Source organism: Streptomyces sp. WAC00040 (assembly GCF_056835925.1).
This window is the reverse complement of record NZ_JAKQZE010000006.1, coordinates 242,651-262,944: the sequence shown is the minus strand read 5'-3', so window position 1 is coordinate 262,944 and position 20,294 is coordinate 242,651. Positions and strand designations below refer to the sequence as shown.

Here is a 20,294-nt window from a genome sequence, read left to right as displayed (position 1 = left end):
GAGGCGCCGCGGGCGGAGTGCCGGTTCGGTGCGATCAGATCAGCGTGTTGTAGATCTGCCAGCCGGGACCGATGGACGTACGGGACGCGAACGGTGCGGTGGCGCTGCCCGTGCCCTTGTAGAACCACAGCGCGCCGGAGGGCTCGCGGGCGACCATGTCCGCGGTGCCGTCTCGGTCGAGGTCGCCGGTGGTGACGAGGGCGTTGAACATGTTCCAGCCGGCGCCGACCTTGACACGCGGGGCATACGGCGCGGTGGCGCTGCCCGTGCCCTTGTAGAACCACAGCACGCCGGAGCCGTCACGGCCCACCAGGTCGGCCTTGCCGTCCGCGTCCAGGTCGCCCGGGCCGAGGATGGTGTTGTAGATCTGCCATCCGAAGCCGACCTTCACCCGGGGGGCGAAGGGCGCGCCGGGGACGCCGGTGCCGCGGTAGAACCAGATGACGCCGGAAGCCTCCCGGCCGATGGCGTCGCCCTTGCCGTCGCCGTCCATGTCGCCGGTGCTGAAGATCATGTTGTACATGTTCCAGCCCGCACCCACCTTCAGACGGGGCTTGAACGGCTGGTCCTTGTTGCCGCTCGCCACGTAGTGCCACAGCACGCCGGAGCCGTCACGGGCCACCATGTCGCCCACCTGAGCGTCCGCACGCAGCGGACCCAGGTCGGTGAGCAGGTTGTAGCCCTGCCAGCCGCCGCCGATGCGGTAGCGGCTGTAGAACGGCGTCGTGGCGGTGCCGGTGCCCTGGTACTGGTACAGCGAGCCGCCGGCGTCACGCGCGAGCACGTTGAACCGGGTGGTGCCGGCGTCCGGCGCGGTGGGAGTGGCCTCCACGACATCGTCCGCCTTCACCCAGGTGATCTTGTGGTGGAAGCGGATCGGCACGTAGAGCGTGTCGCCTATGACGTTCTTCTGCGCGGAGCCGAACCAGTCGTCCCCCTTCACCGCGGGTCCGGCCTTCGTGTAGGCCTGGCCGGAGGCGAAGGTGAACTTCGTCAGGTGGGCGTTCTCGTCGCCGGGCGCCTCCAGGCCCGCGGCGGTGTAGGCGGCGGTCTCCGGGAAGGAGCGCCCGTAGACCTTGGCCGAGGTCGCACCGGCCTTCACCTTGACGCTCGTGGCGTTGGCCACCGGGACGGTGTACTGGCCGCCCGGGTTGTGGAACCAGGCCTTCTTGCCCGCGTACCAGATTGCCGTCCAGTCGGTCCTGGCCTCGGCGACGACGTAGCTGCCACCGGCACGGACCTTGTTCCCGTAGTTCGAGCCCTCGGACCAGAGGGACGTGAAATACGGGTCGGTCAGCGTCGACGCGCTCGTCGAGGGCGACGTGTAGAGGTAGCCGAAGTTGGACGGGCGGGGGGTGACGGCGTTGCCACCGACGGTGAGCTTCGGCTGGTTCGCCGTGGTGAACGGGGGAACGACACGGACCACCTGGCCGGCCGCGAGCGGACCGCCCGCGCCCTGGTCGCCCTGCGGGGCGCCCATCAGGCCCATGTAGTGGTTCCAGTCCCAGTACGGGCCCGCGTCCCAGTGGAGCCTGGCCATGCCGGCGTCCGTCTGGAGCGCCACCTCGTCATGGCCGATGATGTGCTCGCGGTCCAGCGGCACGTTGTACTTGGTGGCCAGGAACTTCACCAGGTCGGCGGAGGACTGGTACTGGGACTCGGTGTACCACTTGCCTTCCTTGATCGCGTAGCCCTCGTGCTCCACGCCGATCGAATGCATGTTGTGGGTCCAGTTGCCCGCGTGCCACGCCAGGTGCTTGTTCTCGATCATCTGGGTGACCAGACCGTCCGAGGCGCGGATCAGATAGTGCGCGCTGCCCGGGACGTCCGGGTTCGTGAGCGCCGCGAGCGAGCCGTCGTAGCCGCCCTCGGTGTCGTGGATGACGATCTGGCGGATGTCCACGCCCTGGTTCGGGCGGTCGGCGAGCGTGTAGTTGCGCTTGCCCGTGCTCGACGTGCGCGACGGCACGAAGTTGCAGTTCAGGCCGGTGGGGCATTCGGGCGTCGGCACCGCCGTGGTGGAGGCGTAGCTCACCGCCAGCGGGACGTTCGCCGGCTTGACCGGCCGGACCGACGGGTCGGCCGGCAGGGAGACCTGCTCGCCGTCCAGGGTGAGCTCCTGCTCACCCGTCTTGATCGACTCGAAGACCCGCTTGGCGAAGAGGTCGGCGCCCTTCTTCTCCGGCGACTGGCTGTAGCGCGCCACGGCCGGGTACCAGGCGCCAGGGTTGTCGGACAGCTCCGCACCGGCCTCCTTCTGGTACTCCGCGAGCAGAGCCGCGCCGGCCCGGATGGACTCGAAGGTGTCGTTCTGGACCGCCTCGGGGGAGCTGTCGATCAGCTCGGCGGCCTTGTCCACGGTGTGGAGGCGGGGATCGTCGGTGTCGACGGTCGCCTCGGCCAGGATCTGACGGACCTTGGCAGGATCGAAGGACTTCTCGATCTCCCGCTTGCCGCTGCCGTTGAAGTGGGCGATGGCCTCCTCGCCGGCTTCCTCCGTCTCGATGTCCTCCGGGTCGACGTCCGTCAGGCCCATCACGTTGTACGCGCCGGTGACGCTCGGCTCGCCGTCGTGCGACTCCCAGCGCGTCTGCCGGTACGAGACCGCCATCAGTACGCTCTGGGGTACGTCGAACTCGCGCGCCGCCTCGGCGAACTGGCTCTGGAGCGACTCGTTCCGGCTGCCGTCGTCGCTGCCGAGACCGACGAGGTCGGGTGATGCCACCGCGACCGTCCCTATCGTGGCGGTGGCGACGACTGCTGCCGCCACCCCGTAGAAGAGCCGTTTCTTCGTTCGATCTCTGCGGTGCCCCTGGCTCACGCCCACCCCTGGTCCGTCTTGTGTTGTGATCCGTTTCGAAAACGCGCCGCAGGGTAACACTCCGCGACAGGGTGGACGTTCCCGAGGGACATTTCGGGCGCGCGTCTCAGTCGCTGGTCACCCGGCCGGACAGGTGGCGGGAAGCCGTAGGGTTGTGCCTGTGACCGTGAACGCTAAGACCACCGCTACCGGTGGCAACACCTGGCGAAACCTGCCCGCGGCGCAGCAGCCCGAGTACCCCGATGCCGAGGCTCTGCGCGATGTGATCGCGGACCTCGAGTCGTATCCGCCGCTCGTTTTCGCGGGCGAGTGCGACCAGCTGCGCGCCCGGATGGGAGCCGTCGCCAAGGGCGAGGCGTTCCTGCTCCAGGGCGGCGACTGCGCCGAGGCCTTCGACGCCGTCTCCGCCGACCACATCCGGAACAAGCTGAAGACCCTGCTCCAGATGGGCGCGGTCCTCACCTACGCAGCGTCCGTGCCCGTGGTGAAGGTCGGCCGTATCGCCGGCCAGTACTCGAAGCCGCGCTCCAAGCCGACAGAGACCCGCGACGGCGTGACCCTGCCGACCTACCGCGGCGACTCCGTCAACGGCTTCGACTTCACCGAAGAGGCCCGCATCCCGGACCCCGAGCGCCTCAAGCGGATGTACAACGCCTCCGCCTCGACGCTCAACCTCGTGCGCGCCTTCACCACCGGCGGTTATGCGGACCTGCGCCAGGTGCACGCCTGGAACCAGGACTTCGTGAAGTCGTCCCCCTCCGGCCAGCGCTACGAGCAGCTCGCCCGCGAGATCGACAACGCGCTGAACTTCATGAAGGCCTGCGGCACCGACCCGGCCGAGTTCCGCACGGTCGAGTTCTTCTCGTCCCACGAGGCTCTGCTGCTGGACTACGAGTCGGCCCTGACCCGGACCGACTCCCGCACCGGCCGGCTGTACAACACCTCGGGCCACATGGTCTGGATCGGTGAGCGCACCCGCCAGCTGGACGGGGCGCACATCGAGTTCGCCTCCAGGATCCGCAACCCCATCGGCATCAAGCTGGGGCCGACGACCACGGTGGACGAGGCGCTGACCTACATCGACCGTCTCGACCCCGACCGTGAGCCGGGCCGGCTGACCTTCATCGTCCGTATGGGCGCCGACAAGGTCCGCGACAAGCTCCCCGAGCTGGTCGAGAAGGTCACCGCCTCCGGCGCGACCGTGGCCTGGGTGACCGACCCGATGCACGGCAACACCTTCGAGGCGGCGTCCGGCCACAAGACCCGGCGCTTCGACGACGTGCTCGACGAGGTCAAGGGCTTCTTCGAGGTCCACAAGGCGCTCGGCACCCACCCCGGCGGCATTCACGTCGAGCTCACGGGTGACGACGTCACCGAGTGCGTGGGCGGCGGCGACGAGATCTTCGTCGACGACCTGCACCAGCGCTACGAGACGGCCTGCGACCCCCGGCTGAACCGCAGCCAGTCCCTGGACCTGGCGTTCCTTGTCGCGGAGATGTACCGCGACCAGTAGCCGAGGAGATGTGCCGGTGGGGCGTGGATCGATGTGATCCACGCCCCACCGGCATATTCGGGGCTTTTACCCGCCGGGGGCTGCGGGTAAGGTTAGGTTAGCCTCACCGATCAACGGGACGGCGACAACCATTCGATCCCGGGAGGTGAACGGCGTGTACGTCTGCTCGTGCTTCGGCATCACGGAGAAGCAGGTCAAGGAGCATGCGGATGCCGGTGCCTGCACCCCCCGGCAGATAGCGTCCGTCTCCAAGGCCGGCACCGACTGCGGTTCGTGCGTGCGGCGCATCCAGGGGATCCTGGGTCGTGGCGCCTGCCCCCGCCGCGAGCTGCAGGAGCAGGGCGACGGCGCTTCCGTCCTGGCCGCGGAGCCGGACGCAGGCACGGCGCCCGCGCTCGGCGAAGCCGCGTAGCGTCCGGCGAACCGCCCGGCCCGCCCCGTCCGTCGCCTAGGACTCCGGCTGCTCGATCAGCTGGGCGATGTACAGCGCCTCACCGAGTTTGTCGACGAGCTCGAGCTGGGTGTCGAGGTAGTCGATGTGGTGCTCCTCGTCGGCGAGGATCGACTCGAAGATGTTCGCCGAGGTGATGTCACCCTTCGCGCGCATGACGTCGATACCGCGCTTGAGGCGGTCGATCGCCTCCACCTCGACCTGCCGGTCCGCCTGGAACATCTCGGTGACCGTCTGCCCGACGCGCACATGGAACAGCCGCTGGTAGTTCGGCAGGCCGTCGAGGAAGAGGATCCGGTCGGTGAGCACCTCCGCGTGCTTCATCTCGTCGAAGGACTCGGCACGGGTGTATTTGGCGAGCTTCGTCCAGCCGAAGTTCTCCTGCATCTTCGCGTGCAGGAAGTACTGGTTGATCGCGGTCAGCTCGGCAGTCAGCTGCTCGTTGAGGAACTCGAGGACCTCGGGGTCGCCCTGCATCGCAGAGGCTCCTTCCGCGCGTATGTCTGGGCAGGTTCGCGCATCCTCGCACCGCGGCACGGGAGCGTCCAGTAAGTGCACGCTTAGTAGGAGTTGCCCGAATCGGCCCAGACCTGGTCATGACCACCCCTCCCGGTCTGTCACCATTGAAGGCATGGGTCAGCCGGAGAGCCGGGAATACCGCGCACCAGAGGAGTCCGAGCTTCCGCCGGGGCAGCGACTCCAGCGAGGCTGGCCCGTCACCCACTACGGACCTGTACCCAAGTTCAAGCCGGACCGCTGGGAATTCAGGGTCTTCGGCGCCACCGCCGACGGTGAGAAGCACTGCTGGAACCACGAGGAGTTCTCGGCGCTGCCCTACTCGAGCGTGGTCGGCGATCTGCACTGCGTGACGAAGTTCAGCATGCTGGGGGCCGAATGGGGCGGCGTGCCCGCTCGTACGATCGTGGAACTCGCCCCGCCGGCGCCCTCCGTCAGTCATGTGATGGTCTGGGCGGAGTACGGCTTCAGTGCCAATCTCCGCCTCTCCGACTTCGTCGCGGAACGCACGATCTTCGCCACTCACAAGGACGGCGAGCTGCTGACGGCGGAGCACGGCTTCCCGCTGCGTCTGGTGGTCCCCCATCTGTACGCCTGGAAGGGGCCCAAGTGGGTCCGGGGCGTGGAGTACATGACGGTCGACCGCCGTGGCTTCTGGGAGGAGCGGGGCTATCACAACCTCGGCGATCCCTGGCGGGAGCAGCGGTACTCCTATCAGGAGGAACCGGGGGACGGCCCGGAGCTTTGAGCCCCGGGCCGTGAGGTCCGCCGTGCGGGAAGTCAGTGGTACTGGTGGACCACCGCGTGACCCTTGCCGCGGCCGATCATCCACTTGTTGACCGGAGTGGTGACCACGAACGCGACGAGGAACGCGAACGCGAGCGCGCCCCAGAAGAGGAAGTCGGCCAGGTGGGCGTCCATCGCGCCCGGGACGAGGAGCAGCACGCCGTTGTCGACGATCTCCATGACCGTGATGGAGATGGTGTCCGCGGCGAGGGCCACGCCGATCGCCGCCTTCAGGCTCAGGCCGGCCCGCAGGACCGCCCACAGTGTCAGCGAGTAGCCGAAGAAGAAGGCCAGCGCGATGGCGAGGATCATCGTGGGGGCGTTGCCCCAGCCCAGCGCGGTACCGATGATCATGCCGAGAACCTCACCGATGGCGCAGCCGGTGAGGCAGTGCAGGGTGGCCTTGGCTGCCATGGCCCAGCTCGCCTTCCCCGGGCCCTGTGCGTGGGCGTGGTGGTCGTGGTGCCCCTGCTCCGAGTGCTCCGAGTGCTCCGAGTGCTCCGAGTGGTCCACGTGCGTCTCGTGCTGCATGGCGTGCCCCCAATGCGCGGTAGCGGTTCCTGCCGACAGGTAGGAACCGTATACCCCCCAGGGGTATTCCGCAGGGTCTCAGCGAAGTTTTTTCAGCCGGGCCACGTCCGCGGCATGTCCTTCCTTGCCGCCGGGCGTCTCGATGATCAGGGGCACGCCCTCGGTGGCGGGATGCGCCATCAACGCACGGAAGGGTTCCTCGCCGATGTGGCCCGAGCCGATGTTCTCGTGACGGTCCTTGTGTGCCCCGGCGACGTCCTTCGAGTCATTCGCGTGGATCAGCTTCAGCCGGCCCTGACCCACCGTCTCCACCAGCAGATCCAGGGTCCGCGCCATCCCGTCGGGAGCCGCCAGGTCGTGCCCGGCCGCGAAGATGTGGCAGGTGTCCAGGCACACGCCCAGCTTCGGGTGCGCTTCGAGCGCCTCGAAGTAGGGACCGAAGTCCCAGGTGCGGGAGCAGAGCGAGGAGCCCTGGCCGGCCGTCGACTCCAGAAGCAGAGACGGATCGTCGTCATGCGTCAGCTCGTCCAGCAGCGGCAGCATCCGCTCCCGCACCTGGGCCAGCGCCACCTCACGGGCGCGGCCTCCCGTCGCCGAACCGGTGTGCACCACCACGCCCCGGGCGCCGATCTCCCGGGCCCGGCGCAGCGAGTGCCTCAACGAGAGGACCGACTGCTCGACGGTGGCTTCGGTGTGGGAGCCGAAATTGATCAGATAGGGGGCGTGCACCCAGGCCGAGATGCCCTCGGCCGCGCACTCGGCCCGGAACTTCTCGTCCTGGGCCGGATTCCCCTTCGGCGTCGCCCAGCCCCGGGGATTGGCCACGAAGACCTGCACGGTCTCCGCCTCCAGCTCCCTCGCGTAGACGAGCCCGGTCGTGGCGAGGCCGCCGGCCACGGGAACATGGCCGCCGACAGGGTTGCGCATGAGAACTAGAGCCCCTTGGTCTTGATCGTGATCGTGCTGCCTTCCGGCGCCTGGCCGCCGCCCTCGACGGACTGGCTCTCGACCTCGTCACCGAGGAACGGGAAGTTCTTCTCGACCTTCACCACGAAGCCCGCCTCCTCCAGCTCGGCGGTGGCGTCGTCCACCTTGTCGCCGACCACGTCAGGCACGTCCACCATCCGCGGTCCCTTGGAGACGGTCAACGTGACCGTGTCGCCGCGGGCCACGCTGGCCCCCTCGGCGGCCGACTGCCGGGCCACGCTGCCTGCCTCCTGCTCGGAGTGGATCCGCTCCTCGGCGACCTTCACCCTCAGACCGGCTTCCTCGAGTTCGGCCGTCGCGTCCTCGACGGAGTCACCCGTGACATCGGGCATGTCGATCGGCGCGCCCTTGCTGACGACGATCGACACGGCGGTGTCGGGGCTACGGCCGCTGCCGGCGGCCGGATCCGTGCGGATCACCGAGCCTTGAGCGACGCTCTCGTCGAACTCCCTGGTCACCACGCCCGGCGCCAGCCCCACCTTGCGCAGCTCGCGCTCCGCCTGCGCCAACGGCCTGCCGGACACCTCGGGAACCTTCACGATCTCCGGACCGCGGGAGACGGTGATCGTCACGGAGCCGTTGCCCCGTATCCGCTCGTTCGTGCCCGGATCGCTGTCGATGACGGTGCCGCGGGCCACGGTCTCGCTGAAGTCGTGGCGGACGGTCTTCAGCTCCAGGCCCGCCTTGTCGAGCGCCTCCCGGGCCTGCTGCTCGCTCTTGCCGATCAGCGGCGGGACACGGGTGAACTGGCCCGAGTTGATGTACCAGACACCCGCACCCACACCGATCACGGTGATCACCGCGAGCAGCAGGGCAACCAGACCGCGACGCGACAGCGGCAGGCCCCGACCGGCCGGACGCACCGGTTCCGGCTCCGGCCGCTCCGAGGGCGGCAGGATCAGCCGGGCCGTGTGGTGCACCTCGGCTGCCGCGTCGGCCGGCTTGCGTGGAATGAAATCCGTACGGTCCTCGTCGGACGCGGCGCCGTCCGGTCCGCCCTCCTTCGGTTCCCCGGTGCGGGCCCGCGGCGGGACCGCGTCCAGCTCCTCGGCGCCGAGCGCCGCACGCGCCTCACGCGCCTGGGCCAGCAGGGCCACAGCGTCGTGCGGGCGGACCTCGGGATTACGGGCCGTCGCGCTCGCCACCAGCTCGTCCAGCTCGACGGCGAGCCCCGGGAAGAGCGCGGACGGCGCCGGGACATCCGCGTTCAGGTGCTGGAACAGCACCTGGGCCGGAGTGTCACCGGCGTGCGGCTTCGCGCCCGTCAGCATCTCGTAGAGGACGACCCCGCACGCGTACACATCGGCACGGGTGTCGGCCGTGCCGTACTCGATCTGTTCCGGCGCGAGATAGGAGACCGTCCCGAGGACCGTGCCCGAGGTGTTGGTCACGGAACCGACCGTGCGCACCAGACCGAAGTCGGCGACCTTGACCCGGCCGTCGTCCCCGATCAGCACGTTCTCCGGCTTCATGTCCCGGTGCACGAACCCGGCCCGGTGCGCGGCGCCGAGCGCGGCCAGAACGGGCTCCAGGATGTCGAGCGCCGCCCGAGGCTGGAGCGCGCCGCGCTCGCGCAGGACGTCACGGAGGGTGCAGCCCTCCACGTACTCCATCGCCAGATACACGTACGCGCCCTGCGCGCCCTGGTCGAAGACCCCCACCACGTTCGGGTGCGCCAGCCGTGCGACGGACTTCGCCTCACGGATGAACCGCTCCACGAACGTGACGTCCGTGGCGAGATCCGGATGCATCACTTTGAGAGCGAGCACCCGGTCGAGCCGGGTGTCGACGGCCCGGTAGACCGTGGCCATGCCGCCGACTGCGATGCGCGCATCGACGCGGTAGCGGCCGTCGAGCACCTGCCCGACGAGGGGGTCCTGGAGGGTCGTATCCACGCGCCGATTCTACGAGCCGGGAAGACCGGGTCCGACGAGTCGGACGGGGACGGGGCGGGACTGCAGCCGAGCTGTGACGCGGTGGGGGCGGGCGGTGGCCGCTGCGACGTGGCCGTTTCCCGTCCCCGCCCCTTCCCGAAACCGGAGGCTCCGCCCCCGGACCGCCGCGCCTCAGTCGCCGGCGAGGCTCAGGTTGCCGGGCGACTTGAGCCGGCCCGGCGATCGAGGGCCCGGCCGAAAGCCGTACGAGGTCCGGGGCCTGCTCCGGTTTCTGAAAGGGCGGTGAGGACGAGCCCGCCGCATGCGCCCACGCACCCGCAGCCCCCCTCAGAACGCCGGCCGCTCCGGGTCCAGCGCCCCCCGCCCCTCGTGCGGCGACGACGCCACCGCGAAGTGGCGTCGCGGGATCCGGCCCGCGCGGAACGCCAGCCGGCCCGCCTCCACCGCGTGCCGCATCGCCTCCGCCATCAGGACCGGCTCCTGCGCGCGCGTCACCGCCGACGCCAGCATCACCGCCGCGCACCCGAGCTCCATCGCCAGTGCGGCGTCCGACGCCGTGCCGGCGCCCGCGTCCAGGATGACGGGGACGTCCGCCTGCTCGACGATCAGCCGGAAGTTGTGCGGGTTGCGGATCCCGAGCCCGGAGCCGATGGGCGAGCCGAGCGGCATGATCGCCGCGCAGCCCACGTCCTGGAGCTTGCGCGCGAGCACGGGGTCGTCGTTCGTGTACGGCAGCACGGTGAAGCCGTCGTCGACGAGCGTCTCCGCCGCGTCGAGCAGCTCCACGCCGTCCGGCAGCAGCGTCCGCTCGTCAGCGACGACCTCGAGCTTGATCCAGTCGGTACCGAGGGCCTCCCGGGCCAGGCGGGCGGTGAGCACCGCCTCGCCGGCCGTGAAACAGCCCGCGGTGTTCGGCAGGACCCGGATGCCGAGCCGGTCAAGGACGGACAGCACGGACCCCTGGACCGTCGGGTCCAGGCGCCGCATCGCGACGGTCGTCAGTTCCGTGCCGCTCGCGACGAGGGACCTCTCGAGCACGTCGAGGCTGGGCGCACCGCCCGTGCCCATGATCAGACGGGAGTCGAAGGTGGTCCCTCCGAGGGTGAAACGGTCGTCGGCCATGGCCGTTCAGCCCCCCTGCACTGCGGTGAGAATCTCGACGCGGTCCCCGTCGCCGAGCCGGGTGGCGCCCCATTCGCCGCGCGGGACGACCGCCTCGTTGACGGCGGCGGCGACGCCGGAGGTCGCGGCGGAGAGCGATGTGACGACCAGCTCCAGCGTGGTGCCGGCCGCGACGTCCCGGGACTCGCCGTTGACGAGGACGCGGACCGGATCGCCGGCCGCGGCCGAAGCGGCGACCGCGTCGGTGGCCGAGGCACCGACGGGGGCAGCGGCAGAGGCGGCGACGCCGGTGTCGGCGCTGTCGTTCACGGAGGTGTTCATGCGGGCTGCTCCTGAAGGACGGACGAGAAGCGGCGTGGCGAGAACGGCCTTGCCACTTCCGGGAGTTCACCGGTCGTCAGCGCGTCGGCCAGCACATCGCCGGTGACGGGCGTCAGCAGCACGCCGTTGCGGTAGTGCCCGGTGGCCAGCAGCAGTCCGGGCAGTTCGGTGAGGCCCAGCAGCGGCGCGTTGTCGGGGGAGCCGGGGCGCAGTCCCGCCCGGGTCTCCACGAGCGGCAGTTCGGTGATCCCGGGCACCAGCTCGTGCGCGTCGCGCAGCAGCTCGTACACCCCGCCCGCGGTGACCGTCGTGTCCCAGCCGAGCTCCTCGCTGGTCGCGCCCACCACCAGCTCGCCGTCCTCGCGCGGCACGAGGTAGACATGGCTGCCGCGGACCACGGCGCGCACCGTGCGCGACAGGAACGGCGCGTAGGGGCGCGGCACGGTCAGTCGCAGGACCTGGCCCTTCACCGGGCGTACGGGCGGGAGCACGTCCTTCGGCACGCCCGCCAGCCGTCCGCTCATGCTGCCGCCGGCCAGGACGACCTGTCCCGCGGAGATCTCCGTGCCGTCGGCGAGTACCGCCCCGGCCGCCCGGCCGCCCGTCACGAGCAGCCGCTCCGCCCAGCTGCGGCGGAAGTCGACCCCGGCGCGCCCGCAGGCGGCGATCAGGGCCGCGGCCAGCCGGCGGGGATCGACCTGGTGGTCGCCGTCGACCCGCAGCCCGCCGCGGACGCCGGGGGCCAGCATCGGCTCGAGGCGGCGGCACTCACGGCCGGTGAGCCACTCGGACGTCAGTCCCGACCGGTGCTGGAGGGCGTGCAGTTCACGCAGATGCGCCCGGTCGTCGGCGTCGAGGGCGACGGCGAGCGTGCCGCAGGATCGGTAGCCGACGTGCCGGCCGGACGTCTCCTCCAGCTCGGCGACGAAGGCCGGATAGCGGTGCGCGGATTCGAGGTTGAGGCCGAGCAACGTCTGCTCGCCGTAATGCAGTTCGGTGACGGCGGCCAGCATCCCGGCGGCGACCTGCGCGGCCCCGCCGCCCGGTTCCGGGTCGGCCACGGCGACCCGCAGGCCCCGTTGCGCGGTGCGCCAGGCCGTGACCAGTCCGATGATTCCGCCCCCGATGACGAGGACGTCTGGGCTCGGTGTACGAGACATGGGCGTCCAGCCCCTCCCTTCGCCGGCATGACCCGGATCAGGTTCGTACGGTCGGAGGCCGGCCAGCCTCCCTCTCAGCCCGGTACGTCCCGGCTCCCGCGAGTGCCTTACGGTGGCCACCCTAACCGCACGCCCCGACGCGTCGTAAGGGAGCCGCAGCAGTGGCGAAGTCGCTCGACGGACTTGTCCTCTCCCCGGTCGCCGACCAGGCCCCGGGCCAGGTCGGCACCCGGACCCGGTTCACGTACCACGAGGAGCGGGGCCGGATCTGGGCCGAGTACGAGGGCGGCGACGTGGTCCGCGGTCATCTGGTGGGCACCAGGGACGGCGACCGGCTGGACTTCCGCTATGTGCAGCTCAAGACGGACGGCGGTACCTCCTCCGGCCACTGCCTCTCCACGGTCGTGGACCTGCCGGACGGCCGGGTGCGGCTGGAGGAGAGCTGGCGGTGGGAGTCCCAGAAGGGCAGCGGGACGAGCGTCGTGGAGGAGCAGGCTTCCTGATCCGCCCCTCCTGACCCCCAGTCAGGTACGTATGGTGTGCGGGTGGACGAACGGCAGCATCAGACGCGGGCGGACGAGGGGCGGCGGACCGAGCCGCGGCGGCGCGTGGTGATCGTCGGCGCAGGCATGGCCGGCGTGCAGACCGCGGTCGCCCTTCGCGAGCAGGGATTCACCGGCACGGTCACACTGGTCGGCGCGGAGCCGCACCAGCCGTACGACAGACCGCCGCTGTCCAAGGCGATCCTGCTCGGCAAGGCGGAGGACTCCGCCTTCGACATCGACTTCGAGGCACTCGGCGTCGAGCTGCGCCTGGGTCTCGAGGTGACCCGGGTGCGGACCGACGCGCACGAGGTCGACACCGTGTCCGGCCCGGTCCCCTACGACGTGCTGGTCCTCGCCACCGGCGCCGAGCCGGTCACCCTGCCGGGCACCGTCGGCGTCCCCGGTGTGCATCTGCTGCGCACGCTCGACGACGCCGCCCGGCTGCGGCCGCTGCTCGTCGAGCAGCACGACATCGTCGTGGTCGGCGCCGGCTGGATCGGCGCCGAGTTCGCGACCGCCGCCCGCGAGGCCGGGTGCCGCGTCACCGTCGTGGAGGCCGCGGGCCGCCCGCTCGCCGGGACCATGCCCGCCGAGGTCGCCGCCCCGATGGCCGCCTGGTACGAGCAGCACGGGGCCGAGCTGATCACCGGCGCCAAGGTGGAAGCCGTCGAGCCGGGGGCCGTCGTCCTGGCCGGAGGGCGCAGGATCCCGGCCGGCGCCGTGGTCGTCGGTATCGGCGCGCGCCCCGCCACCGCCCTGCTGGCGGGCTCCGGCATCGAGCTCGGCCCGGACGGCGCGGTGGTCGCCGACCAGTATCTGCGCGCCTCCGCTCCCGACGTGTACGCCGTCGGGGACTGCGCCTCCTACCCGTCCGGCCGGTACGGCGAGCGGCTGCTCGTCCACCACTGGGACAACGCCCTCCAGGGTCCGCGCACGGTCGCGGCGAACATCGTCGGCGCCCAGGAGCCGAAGCCGCGGGCCCCCGAGGCGTACGACCCGGTGCCGTACTTCTGGTCCGAGCAGTTCGGCCGTTTCGTCCAGTACGCGGGCCACCACGGCGCCGCAGACACGCTGCTGTGGCGCGGCAGTCCGGCGGAGGACACCTGGTCCGTGCTCTGGCTGCGCGACGGCGTCCTCGTGGCCCTGCTGACGGTGGGCAGGCCCCGCGATCTGGCACAGGGCCGCAAGCTGATCGTGTCCGGGACCGAGCTGGATCCGGCGCGGGCGGCCGACCCTTCCGTCCCTCTGAAGGCGGCGGCACGGTAGGTCCTGGCTACCGACTGTCGGTCCTGGATGGCAGGCTTGTCCCCGTGACCGAGATTGACGCAAAGATCGATGCCCTCGTCCCCGCCTGGCTCTACCTGCCGGACATCGCGGAAATGCTCGATGTCGAGGTGACGCGCGTGCGGCAGTTGGTCAAGGACGGCCAGCTGATCGCCGTGCGCCGCGGTGAGAACAGGGCGCTCCAGGTGCCTGCCGCCTTCATCGACGGCAACAAGGTGGTCAAGGGCCTGTCCGGGACCCTGACCCTGCTGAGGGACGACGGCTTCACCGACGAAGAGATGCTCGAGTGGCTCTTCACCCCCGACCCGACCCTGCCGGGCACGCCTGCCCAGGCGCTCAGCGAGAATCGCGGCACGGAGGTGAAGCGCCGGGCCCAGGCGCTCGCCGTCTGAACCGACGGAAACCATCATCGCCGGCGGACGCACGTCCCGGGCCTCCCGGCCCGTGCGTCCGCCGCCCAACGGGGGGATCGCCTCATGTCCACGGCTCGCACGCTGCTGTCCGACGCCCGGCTCTATCTGTGCACGGACGCCCGTAAGCGGCAGGGGGACCTGCCCGAGTTCCTCGACTCCGTGCTGGCGTCCGGCGTGGACATCGTGCAACTGCGTGACAAGGGCATGGAGGCCGCGGAGGAGCTGGAGCACCTCCAGGTCTTCGCCGACGCCTGCCGCCGGCACGGCAAGCTCCTCGCGGTGAACGACCGCGCCGACGTGGCTCACGCCATCGGCACCGACGTGCTGCACCTGGGCCAGGGCGACCTGCCGGTGCCGGCCGCCCGCGCGATCCTCGGGGACGGCGTGCTGATCGGCCGCTCGACGCACAGCGAGTCCGAGGCGGCGGCCGCCGCCGCCGAGCCGGGGGTGGACTACTTCTGCACCGGGCCCTGCTGGCCCACTCCCACCAAGCCCGGACGGCACGCTCCCGGCCTCGGCCTGGTGCGGTACACGGCGGGCCTGGCCGGTGACCGGCCTTGGTTCGCGATCGGCGGTATCGACGCCGCCAATCTGGACGAGGTGCTGGACGCAGGGGCGCGCAGGGTCGTCGTCGTGCGGGCGATCACGGAGGCCGCCGATCCGGCCGCGGCCGCCGCCGACCTGGCGAAGCGGGTCAGGGAGCGGACCGCCTGACGTGACGGTGATCGTCCATCTCTGTCCAAGGGATGGACAAGACACCGACAAAACAGACATATTTCCCTGATTCGGTTCGAGGATCCCCTCGGTCTGGCTAACCTGCCCGTATGGCCCTCGGTACTGCTTCCACCAGAACGGATCGCGCACGCACGGTGCGCGACATGCTTGCGACGGGCAAGACGTCGTACTCGTTCGAGTTCTGGGCGCCCAAGACGGAAAAGGGCGAGCGGAACCTGTGGAACGCGCTGCGCAGGGTCGAGGCGGTCGCCCCGAACTTCGTCTCCGTGACCTACGGGGCCGGCGGCTCCACCCGCGCCGGCACGGTCAAGGCCACGCAGGAGATCGCTGCCGACACCACCCTCACGCCGGTCGCGCACCTCACCGCGGTCAACCACTCGATCGCCGAACTGCGCAACATGATCGGCCAGTACGCCGACGCCGGAATCCGCAACATCCTCGCCGTCCGCGGCGACCCGCCCGGCGACCCGATGGGCGAGTGGGTCGAGCATCCGGAGGGCGTACGCTACGCGGCCGACCTGGTCCGGCTCATCAAGGAGTCAGGCGACTTCTGCGTGGGCGTCGCGGCCTTTCCCGAGATGCACCCCCGCTCGAAGGACTGGGGCGAGGACACCCGGCACTTCGTCGACAAGTGCCGGGCCGGCGCCGACTACGCGATCACCCAGATGTTCTTCGTGCCGGAGGACTATCTGCGGCTTCGTGACCGGGTTCGCGCGGCGGGTTGCGAAACCCCGATCATTCCCGAGATCATGCCCGTCACCAGCGTCAAGCAGATCGAACGCTTCGCCACGCTCAGCAACGCGCACTTCCCGGCGGACCTGAAAGAGCGCATCCTCGCGGTCAAGGACGATCCGGCCGCTGTACGCTCCATTGGCATCGAGTTCGCGACGGAGTTCTGCGCGAGGCTGCTCGCCGAGGGTGTCCCGGGGCTGCACTTCATTACGCTCAACAACTCCACCGCGACGCTCGAAATCTACGAGAATCTCGGACTGCACGAGCAGTCGTGACCGGTCGTACCCGCCCCGCGCCGGGGCGGCGGCCGCAGGAGAGGGGCGGACATGGGCTGGACGGTCCTCTATATCGCGTTCGGCATCGTGGCGCTGTGGCTGCTCGGTGAGGTGCTGCTGCAGTACAAGGCACGGCTGCGCTGGCGGTTGCTCGCGTTCGGCGGCTTCCTGGGCGTCGTGATAGGCGTGCTGCTCCCGTCCGTGGTGGTGATCGCTCTCGGAGCCATGGCGTTCGCGGTCGGCCAGACCTATGTGACCCTCTCCTTCCGGCGCGGTTTCTCCACCGGCTGGGCCCTCGGCGGCAGCCCCGGCGCGAGCAGGCGGCGCCGGTCCGGCGCGGACCAGGGAGCTACGAGGGAACCCACGCTCGAGGTCACCGACCTCTCCTACGACTCGGCCGAGCAGGCCTACGACGTGGTCGGCCAGGCGCCCGGCGCCACTGGCCCCGCCGTCTACGAGCCGCAGCCGCTGCCCGACGACACCGGCCAGTACGGCGTCTACACCGAAGAGGCCTACGCCGCCCGGCCCGACGCGGAGCAGGCGGGGACGCGCGACGAGAGCTACGCCGCACAGGGCTCGGGCTACGGCGCCTACAACGCGTACGACGACCACGGTTACGCGCAGCAGCAGCCGGCGGAAGCGGCGACGTACGCCGGCCAGTACGACTACGGGACCGGCGGCCAGCAGTACGCCGCGTACTCCGACCCCTATGTGGGCGGCCAGCAGTACAGCACCTACGACACGTACGGCGGCGGCTACGACGGCCAGCAGCAGTACGCCGGCTACGGGCAGCAGGAGGGCTACAGCGACACCCCGCCGGGCGGTGTGTGGGTGCCGCAGCAGCGTGAGGGCGATCAGCAGGAGCAGCCGCCCGCCTACTACGACAACGGGTACAACGAGCAGCAGCAGTACCGCTACTGACCTTCGGCAGCGGCGGCCGCCGCCGCTCAGCGGGAGCCGCGGAAGTCCGCGCCCTCCACGATCAGCCCGGCCACCAGCGCACCGGACATGCCCGAATGCGCCAGCCCGCCCCCGGGATGTGCCCAGCCCCCGGCGAGATACAGACCGTCCACAGGACACGTGTTCATCGCCGGCAGGAACGCGCCCGACGTCCCGGCCAGCGCCGGGGCCGGGACCGCGGCAGAAGCCGTGTCGTGGCGGGTGTCCTCCGGAGTGCGCACCACGCGCCAAAGGATCCGCTCACGCAGCCCGGGGACAGCGGCCTCCGCCGCCGCCACCATCCTGTCGGCGGCCCCTTCCGCGATCTCCGCCCAACTCTGCCCGCCGGCCGGCTCGGCCGGCACCGTGGACGTCAGCGTGACCGTCTCGTGATCGTCGTCCGGCCGCAGCAGCGGGTCGTCGGGCCGCATCACGACCACGGTGGGCCGCGAGCCCGTCCGACCGGCGCGGATCTCGTCCCACTCCGCCGCCGGGGCCGGGGCGTGCACCAGGGTGCGGTGCACGGTGCCGGCCGGCCGGCCGCCGCGCAGCGCGAGATGGACGGTCAGCCGGCCGGTGCCCGTCCGCGGGGGCGCATGCGGCCGTTCGTCGGGACGGGCCCACGTCACGATGCGGTTCTCGAACAGCGACGGCACCGGTGCCCCGGAGACCACCATGTCCGCCTCCACCGGCCCGCCTTGGTCCAGCTCCAGGCCGACGGCACGGCCCTCCTTCTCCAGCACGCCCGTCACCGCGGCACCGAAGACGAACTCCACCTTCCTTGCCACGCAGCGCTCGTACACCGCGTCCGCGAGGGCGCGCAGGCCGCCCTTCACGTACCAGGAGCCGAAGGTCTGCTCCATGTACGGCAGCACTGCGGCGGACGGGGGCGCGCCGTGGGGGTCGAGGCCGTACGCCACGGCGTGGCTGTCGAGAAGTGCGGCGAGGCGCGGGTCGCGGAGCTCGCGCGTGCCGATCTCCGCGAGCGTGCGGGCCGGCCGCCGCAACAGGCCCTGCCGCAATGCCGGGTAGGGGTCCTTCGACAGGAAGGCGGTGTCCGCGGGCAGCGGCTCCTCCAGCAGCGGACGGCGTGAGCGCTCCCAGGCGTCCCGCGCGCGATTGAGGAACTCGCCCCAGCGTTCGCCCGAACCCGGTCCGAGCGCCGCTTCGAGCGCGGCGAGGGTGCCGGCCCTCGACGCGTTGGGGAGGCTGACGTCCGTGCCGTCGGTGAACACGTGCCGGCTCGCCGGGTCCACCTGCGTCAGCTCGACGCACTTCTCCAGCGGTTCCTTGCCGGTCTTGACGAACAGGTCCCGCCAGACCGCCGGAAGATGCAGCAGACCGGGTCCGGTGTCGAAGGTGAAGCCGTCCCGCTCGAAGCGGCCCACCGAGCCGCCGTGGGTCTCCAGACGCTCGTACACCGTCACCCGGTGGCCTGCCACAGCCAGCCGGGCGGCAGCCGCCATCGCGCCCATCCCGGCGCCGATCACCGCAATCCGTGCCATGACCGCGACTTTATTACCCGCGACCACCGGTTTCGTGGCCGGGTACGCGCCCGGCCCGCCCACCTTCGCTCACCAGTCCGGTGGCTGCTGGACGGCCACCGCGCCCACGCGTCTCTCCTCCCGGCGCTGCGCCCGGCGCAGCAGGAACCGGCGGATCCTCGAGGCGAGGAAGAGCACCGTGACGATGCCCAGTACGAGGAGCGTCCCGGCGATGACGGCGGCGGCCACCGGGTTGAAGACCGCGAAGGAGATGATCCCGGCGACCCCGAGGTCCTCCGCGACGCTCACGGCGATGTTGCTGAACGGTTCCGGCGAGGTGTTGATCGCCATCCGGGTGCCTGCCTTGACCAGATGGCTGATCAGCGCGGTCGAGCCGCCCACGGCTCCCGCGGCGAGCTCCGGCAGCGAACCGCTCTCACCCGCCAGCAGCGCGGCGACCACGGCGCCGGCGACGGGCCGGATCACGGTGTGGACCGAGTCCCATATCGAGTCGACGTACGGAACCTTGTCCGCCACCGCCTCGCACAGGAACAGCACCCCGGCGGCGATCAGGACGTCGGGGCGCTGGAGGGCCTGCGGCACCTGGTCGGAGACGCCGGTCGCGCCGAGCACGCCGAACATGAGGACCACCGCATAGGCGTTGATCCCGCTGGCCCAGCCGCTGGTGAAGACGAGGGGGAGTACGGACACGGACGCGATCGTAACCACCCGGCGGCGGCCGCGGGTGGGGTTGAGTGCGGAGCGCTGAGTATCCGTACCTACGCGCCGAGATGAGTATCCGCGCGGATGGGGCCGGGCCTGCCCGGACGGAAGAGTGGGGACCACGGAAGGGGCGCGGCACCGGCACCGACGACACGGGGCGGCGGAACGGTGCGGCTCCCCTGACGGAACGGGGGTTGCAGGACGGAGGGCCCACGACCACGGGGGACAACGGGGGTCGGGCTCTCCGGACCACGGGGGTGGCGGGGGCACGGGGAACGCAGACGCCGGGCGGCTGGACGACCAGCCGCCCGGCGTTTCGTGTCCGCGCTCCCGATCTGGCGGGGGAGCTGCCGGGGATCGGGCGACGTCGCGCGCCGCGTTCCCCGGAACGTGTCCCGTAACGCCCGTCGTCCCCCGTCCGTCGTGCTGGCTCAGTCCCGGCGGCCGCTCACCCGGCCGTGGAGCAGCAGCGACAGCGCCCCGTGGACGTCGTCGAGCGACCGCTCCCGCTGGAACGCCTGCCAGTCCAGTGCCGCCACCAGCACCATGCCGACCAGCGCTGCGGCCGTGAGCGGAATGTCGACCTCCTCGCTCAGCTCGCCGGCTTCCACACCTTCGCGCAGCACGGTCTCCACAACGGCCACCGCCTGCTGCCGCACCACCAGGAGCGTGGACTGCCAGGCGCGGTTGGTGCGCCACAGCTCGGCCACGTACAGCTGGGTGAAGGCCGGATAGCGGTCGATGAACACCAGACCGGCCCTGATCATGGCGTCCAGCGCCTCGACCTTGGAGCCGCCGCGCTCTGCCGTACGGTCGGCGGCCTCCTGGAGCGAAGCCGTGAGGAGGCCGACGCCGAAGCGCAGCAGTTCCTCGAAGAGTTCGGTCTTGCTCTTGAAGTTGTAGTAGACCGTGCCTTTGGCGACCCCGGCGCGCTCGGCGATCTCGTCGACCGTGGTGGCCGAGAAGCCCTGCTCCGCGATGAGCGTCACGGCGGCCTCGTAGAGTTTCGCGCGCGTCGCCCGGCGTCTGCTGCTGCTGTCCATGACACCGATTCTCACAGG

20 protein-coding genes and 1 riboswitch are annotated in these 20,294 nt (G+C 70.8%); of the genes, 9 read left to right on the top strand and 11 right to left on the bottom strand.

The genetic code is table 11. From position 1 onward, the window contains the following. Positions 1–34: 34 nt before the first annotated feature. On the bottom strand, positions 35–2,821 hold the full coding sequence (locus MDN94_RS38595) for an N-acetylmuramoyl-L-alanine amidase (protein ID WP_482730423.1): 2,787 nt from the start codon (positions 2,819–2,821) through the stop codon (positions 35–37). Between the two features lie 166 nt (positions 2,822–2,987). Between MDN94_RS38595 and MDN94_RS38590 the strand changes: the two genes are divergently transcribed. After that, entirely contained in the window at positions 2,988–4,334 is a 1,347-nt protein-coding gene (locus tag MDN94_RS38590) for a class II 3-deoxy-7-phosphoheptulonate synthase (protein WP_078535526.1), read from the top strand. A 145-nt stretch (positions 4,335–4,479) separates the two neighbouring features. Then, positions 4,480–4,746, top strand: coding sequence for a (2Fe-2S)-binding protein (locus MDN94_RS38585; protein ID WP_482730422.1), 267 nt, complete (start codon positions 4,480–4,482; stop codon positions 4,744–4,746). A gap of 36 nt (positions 4,747–4,782) precedes the next feature. On the opposite strand, the gene bfr is transcribed toward MDN94_RS38585, so the two are convergent. Beyond that, positions 4,783–5,262 (bottom strand): bacterioferritin, encoded by a 480-nt coding sequence (gene bfr / locus MDN94_RS38580; protein ID WP_482730421.1) that lies wholly within the window; start codon positions 5,260–5,262, stop codon positions 4,783–4,785. A 154-nt stretch (positions 5,263–5,416) separates the two neighbouring features. Here bfr and MDN94_RS38575 point away from each other — a divergent pair, with 154 nt between their 5' ends. Continuing rightward, complete coding sequence (locus MDN94_RS38575; protein ID WP_482730420.1) at positions 5,417–6,049, top strand: sulfite oxidase-like oxidoreductase; 633 nt, start codon at positions 5,417–5,419, stop codon at positions 6,047–6,049. 32 nt (positions 6,050–6,081) lie between these two features. Here MDN94_RS38575 and MDN94_RS38570 read toward each other — a convergent pair whose 3' ends face one another. From MDN94_RS38570 to thiO, 6 genes are all read right to left on the bottom strand, one after another. Continuing rightward, positions 6,082–6,618, bottom strand: a complete 537-nt coding sequence (locus MDN94_RS38570) for a DUF4396 domain-containing protein (protein WP_482730419.1) — start codon at positions 6,616–6,618, stop codon at positions 6,082–6,084. A 78-nt stretch (positions 6,619–6,696) separates the two neighbouring features. Continuing rightward, positions 6,697–7,545 (bottom strand): deoxyribonuclease IV, encoded by an 849-nt coding sequence (locus MDN94_RS38565; protein WP_482730418.1) that lies wholly within the window; start codon positions 7,543–7,545, stop codon positions 6,697–6,699. A 5-nt stretch (positions 7,546–7,550) separates the two neighbouring features. After that, entirely contained in the window at positions 7,551–9,500 is a 1,950-nt protein-coding gene (pknB, locus tag MDN94_RS38560; RefSeq protein ID WP_482730417.1) for a Stk1 family PASTA domain-containing Ser/Thr kinase, read from the bottom strand. A 327-nt stretch (positions 9,501–9,827) separates the two neighbouring features. Then, on the bottom strand, positions 9,828–10,622 hold the full coding sequence (locus tag MDN94_RS38555; protein ID WP_482730416.1) for a thiazole synthase: 795 nt from the start codon (positions 10,620–10,622) through the stop codon (positions 9,828–9,830). Between the two features lie 6 nt (positions 10,623–10,628). Beyond that, positions 10,629–10,931 (bottom strand): sulfur carrier protein ThiS, encoded by a 303-nt coding sequence (gene thiS / locus MDN94_RS38550; RefSeq protein WP_482730497.1) that lies wholly within the window; start codon positions 10,929–10,931, stop codon positions 10,629–10,631. Between the two features lie 8 nt (positions 10,932–10,939). Further along, positions 10,940–12,103 (bottom strand): glycine oxidase ThiO, encoded by a 1,164-nt coding sequence (thiO, locus tag MDN94_RS38545; RefSeq protein ID WP_482730415.1) that lies wholly within the window; start codon positions 12,101–12,103, stop codon positions 10,940–10,942. Continuing rightward, positions 12,101–12,213: riboswitch (TPP riboswitch) on the bottom strand. Its footprint overlaps the gene before it by 3 nt. Positions 12,214–12,264: 51 nt before the next feature. On the opposite strand from thiO, the gene MDN94_RS38540 reads away from it, so the two are divergent. The 6 genes from MDN94_RS38540 (at position 12,265) to MDN94_RS38515 (ending at position 17,008) form a co-directional block, all read left to right on the top strand. After that, complete coding sequence (locus MDN94_RS38540) at positions 12,265–12,606, top strand: avidin-fold protein (RefSeq protein WP_482730414.1); 342 nt, start codon at positions 12,265–12,267, stop codon at positions 12,604–12,606. A gap of 126 nt (positions 12,607–12,732) precedes the next feature. Next, positions 12,733–13,914: an NAD(P)/FAD-dependent oxidoreductase gene (locus MDN94_RS38535; RefSeq protein ID WP_482730496.1), complete on the top strand. Its 1,182-nt coding sequence runs from the start codon at positions 12,733–12,735 to the stop codon at positions 13,912–13,914. A 44-nt stretch (positions 13,915–13,958) separates the two neighbouring features. Further along, entirely contained in the window at positions 13,959–14,324 is a 366-nt protein-coding gene (locus tag MDN94_RS38530; protein WP_053557401.1) for an Rv2175c family DNA-binding protein, read from the top strand. Positions 14,325–14,408: 84 nt separating this feature from the next. After that, the gene (thiE, locus tag MDN94_RS38525) at positions 14,409–15,059 is read left to right on the top strand and encodes a thiamine phosphate synthase (RefSeq protein WP_482730413.1); all 651 of its coding nucleotides are present in this window, start codon (positions 14,409–14,411) and stop codon (positions 15,057–15,059) included. 110 nt (positions 15,060–15,169) lie between these two features. Beyond that, positions 15,170–16,087, top strand: a complete 918-nt coding sequence (gene metF / locus MDN94_RS38520; RefSeq protein WP_482730412.1) for a methylenetetrahydrofolate reductase [NAD(P)H] — start codon at positions 15,170–15,172, stop codon at positions 16,085–16,087. 51 nt (positions 16,088–16,138) lie between these two features. Beyond that, positions 16,139–17,008 carry a hypothetical protein gene (locus MDN94_RS38515; RefSeq protein WP_482730411.1) on the top strand — a complete coding sequence of 290 codons (870 nt, stop codon included), beginning with the start codon at positions 16,139–16,141 and terminating at the stop codon, positions 17,006–17,008. Positions 17,009–17,034: 26 nt separating this feature from the next. Here the strand turns inward: MDN94_RS38515 and MDN94_RS38510 are convergent, their stop codons facing one another. The 3 genes from MDN94_RS38510 to MDN94_RS38500 form a co-directional block, all read right to left on the bottom strand. Next, complete coding sequence (locus MDN94_RS38510) at positions 17,035–18,531, bottom strand: phytoene desaturase family protein (RefSeq protein ID WP_482730410.1); 1,497 nt, start codon at positions 18,529–18,531, stop codon at positions 17,035–17,037. 69 nt (positions 18,532–18,600) lie between these two features. Further along, positions 18,601–19,221: a DUF4126 domain-containing protein gene (locus tag MDN94_RS38505; RefSeq protein WP_482730409.1), complete on the bottom strand. Its 621-nt coding sequence runs from the start codon at positions 19,219–19,221 to the stop codon at positions 18,601–18,603. A 443-nt stretch (positions 19,222–19,664) separates the two neighbouring features. Further along, a complete protein-coding gene (locus MDN94_RS38500) occupies positions 19,665–20,276 on the bottom strand; it encodes a TetR/AcrR family transcriptional regulator (protein WP_159692869.1) in 612 nt (203 codons plus the stop codon). Between the last annotated feature and the right edge of the window lie 18 nt (positions 20,277–20,294).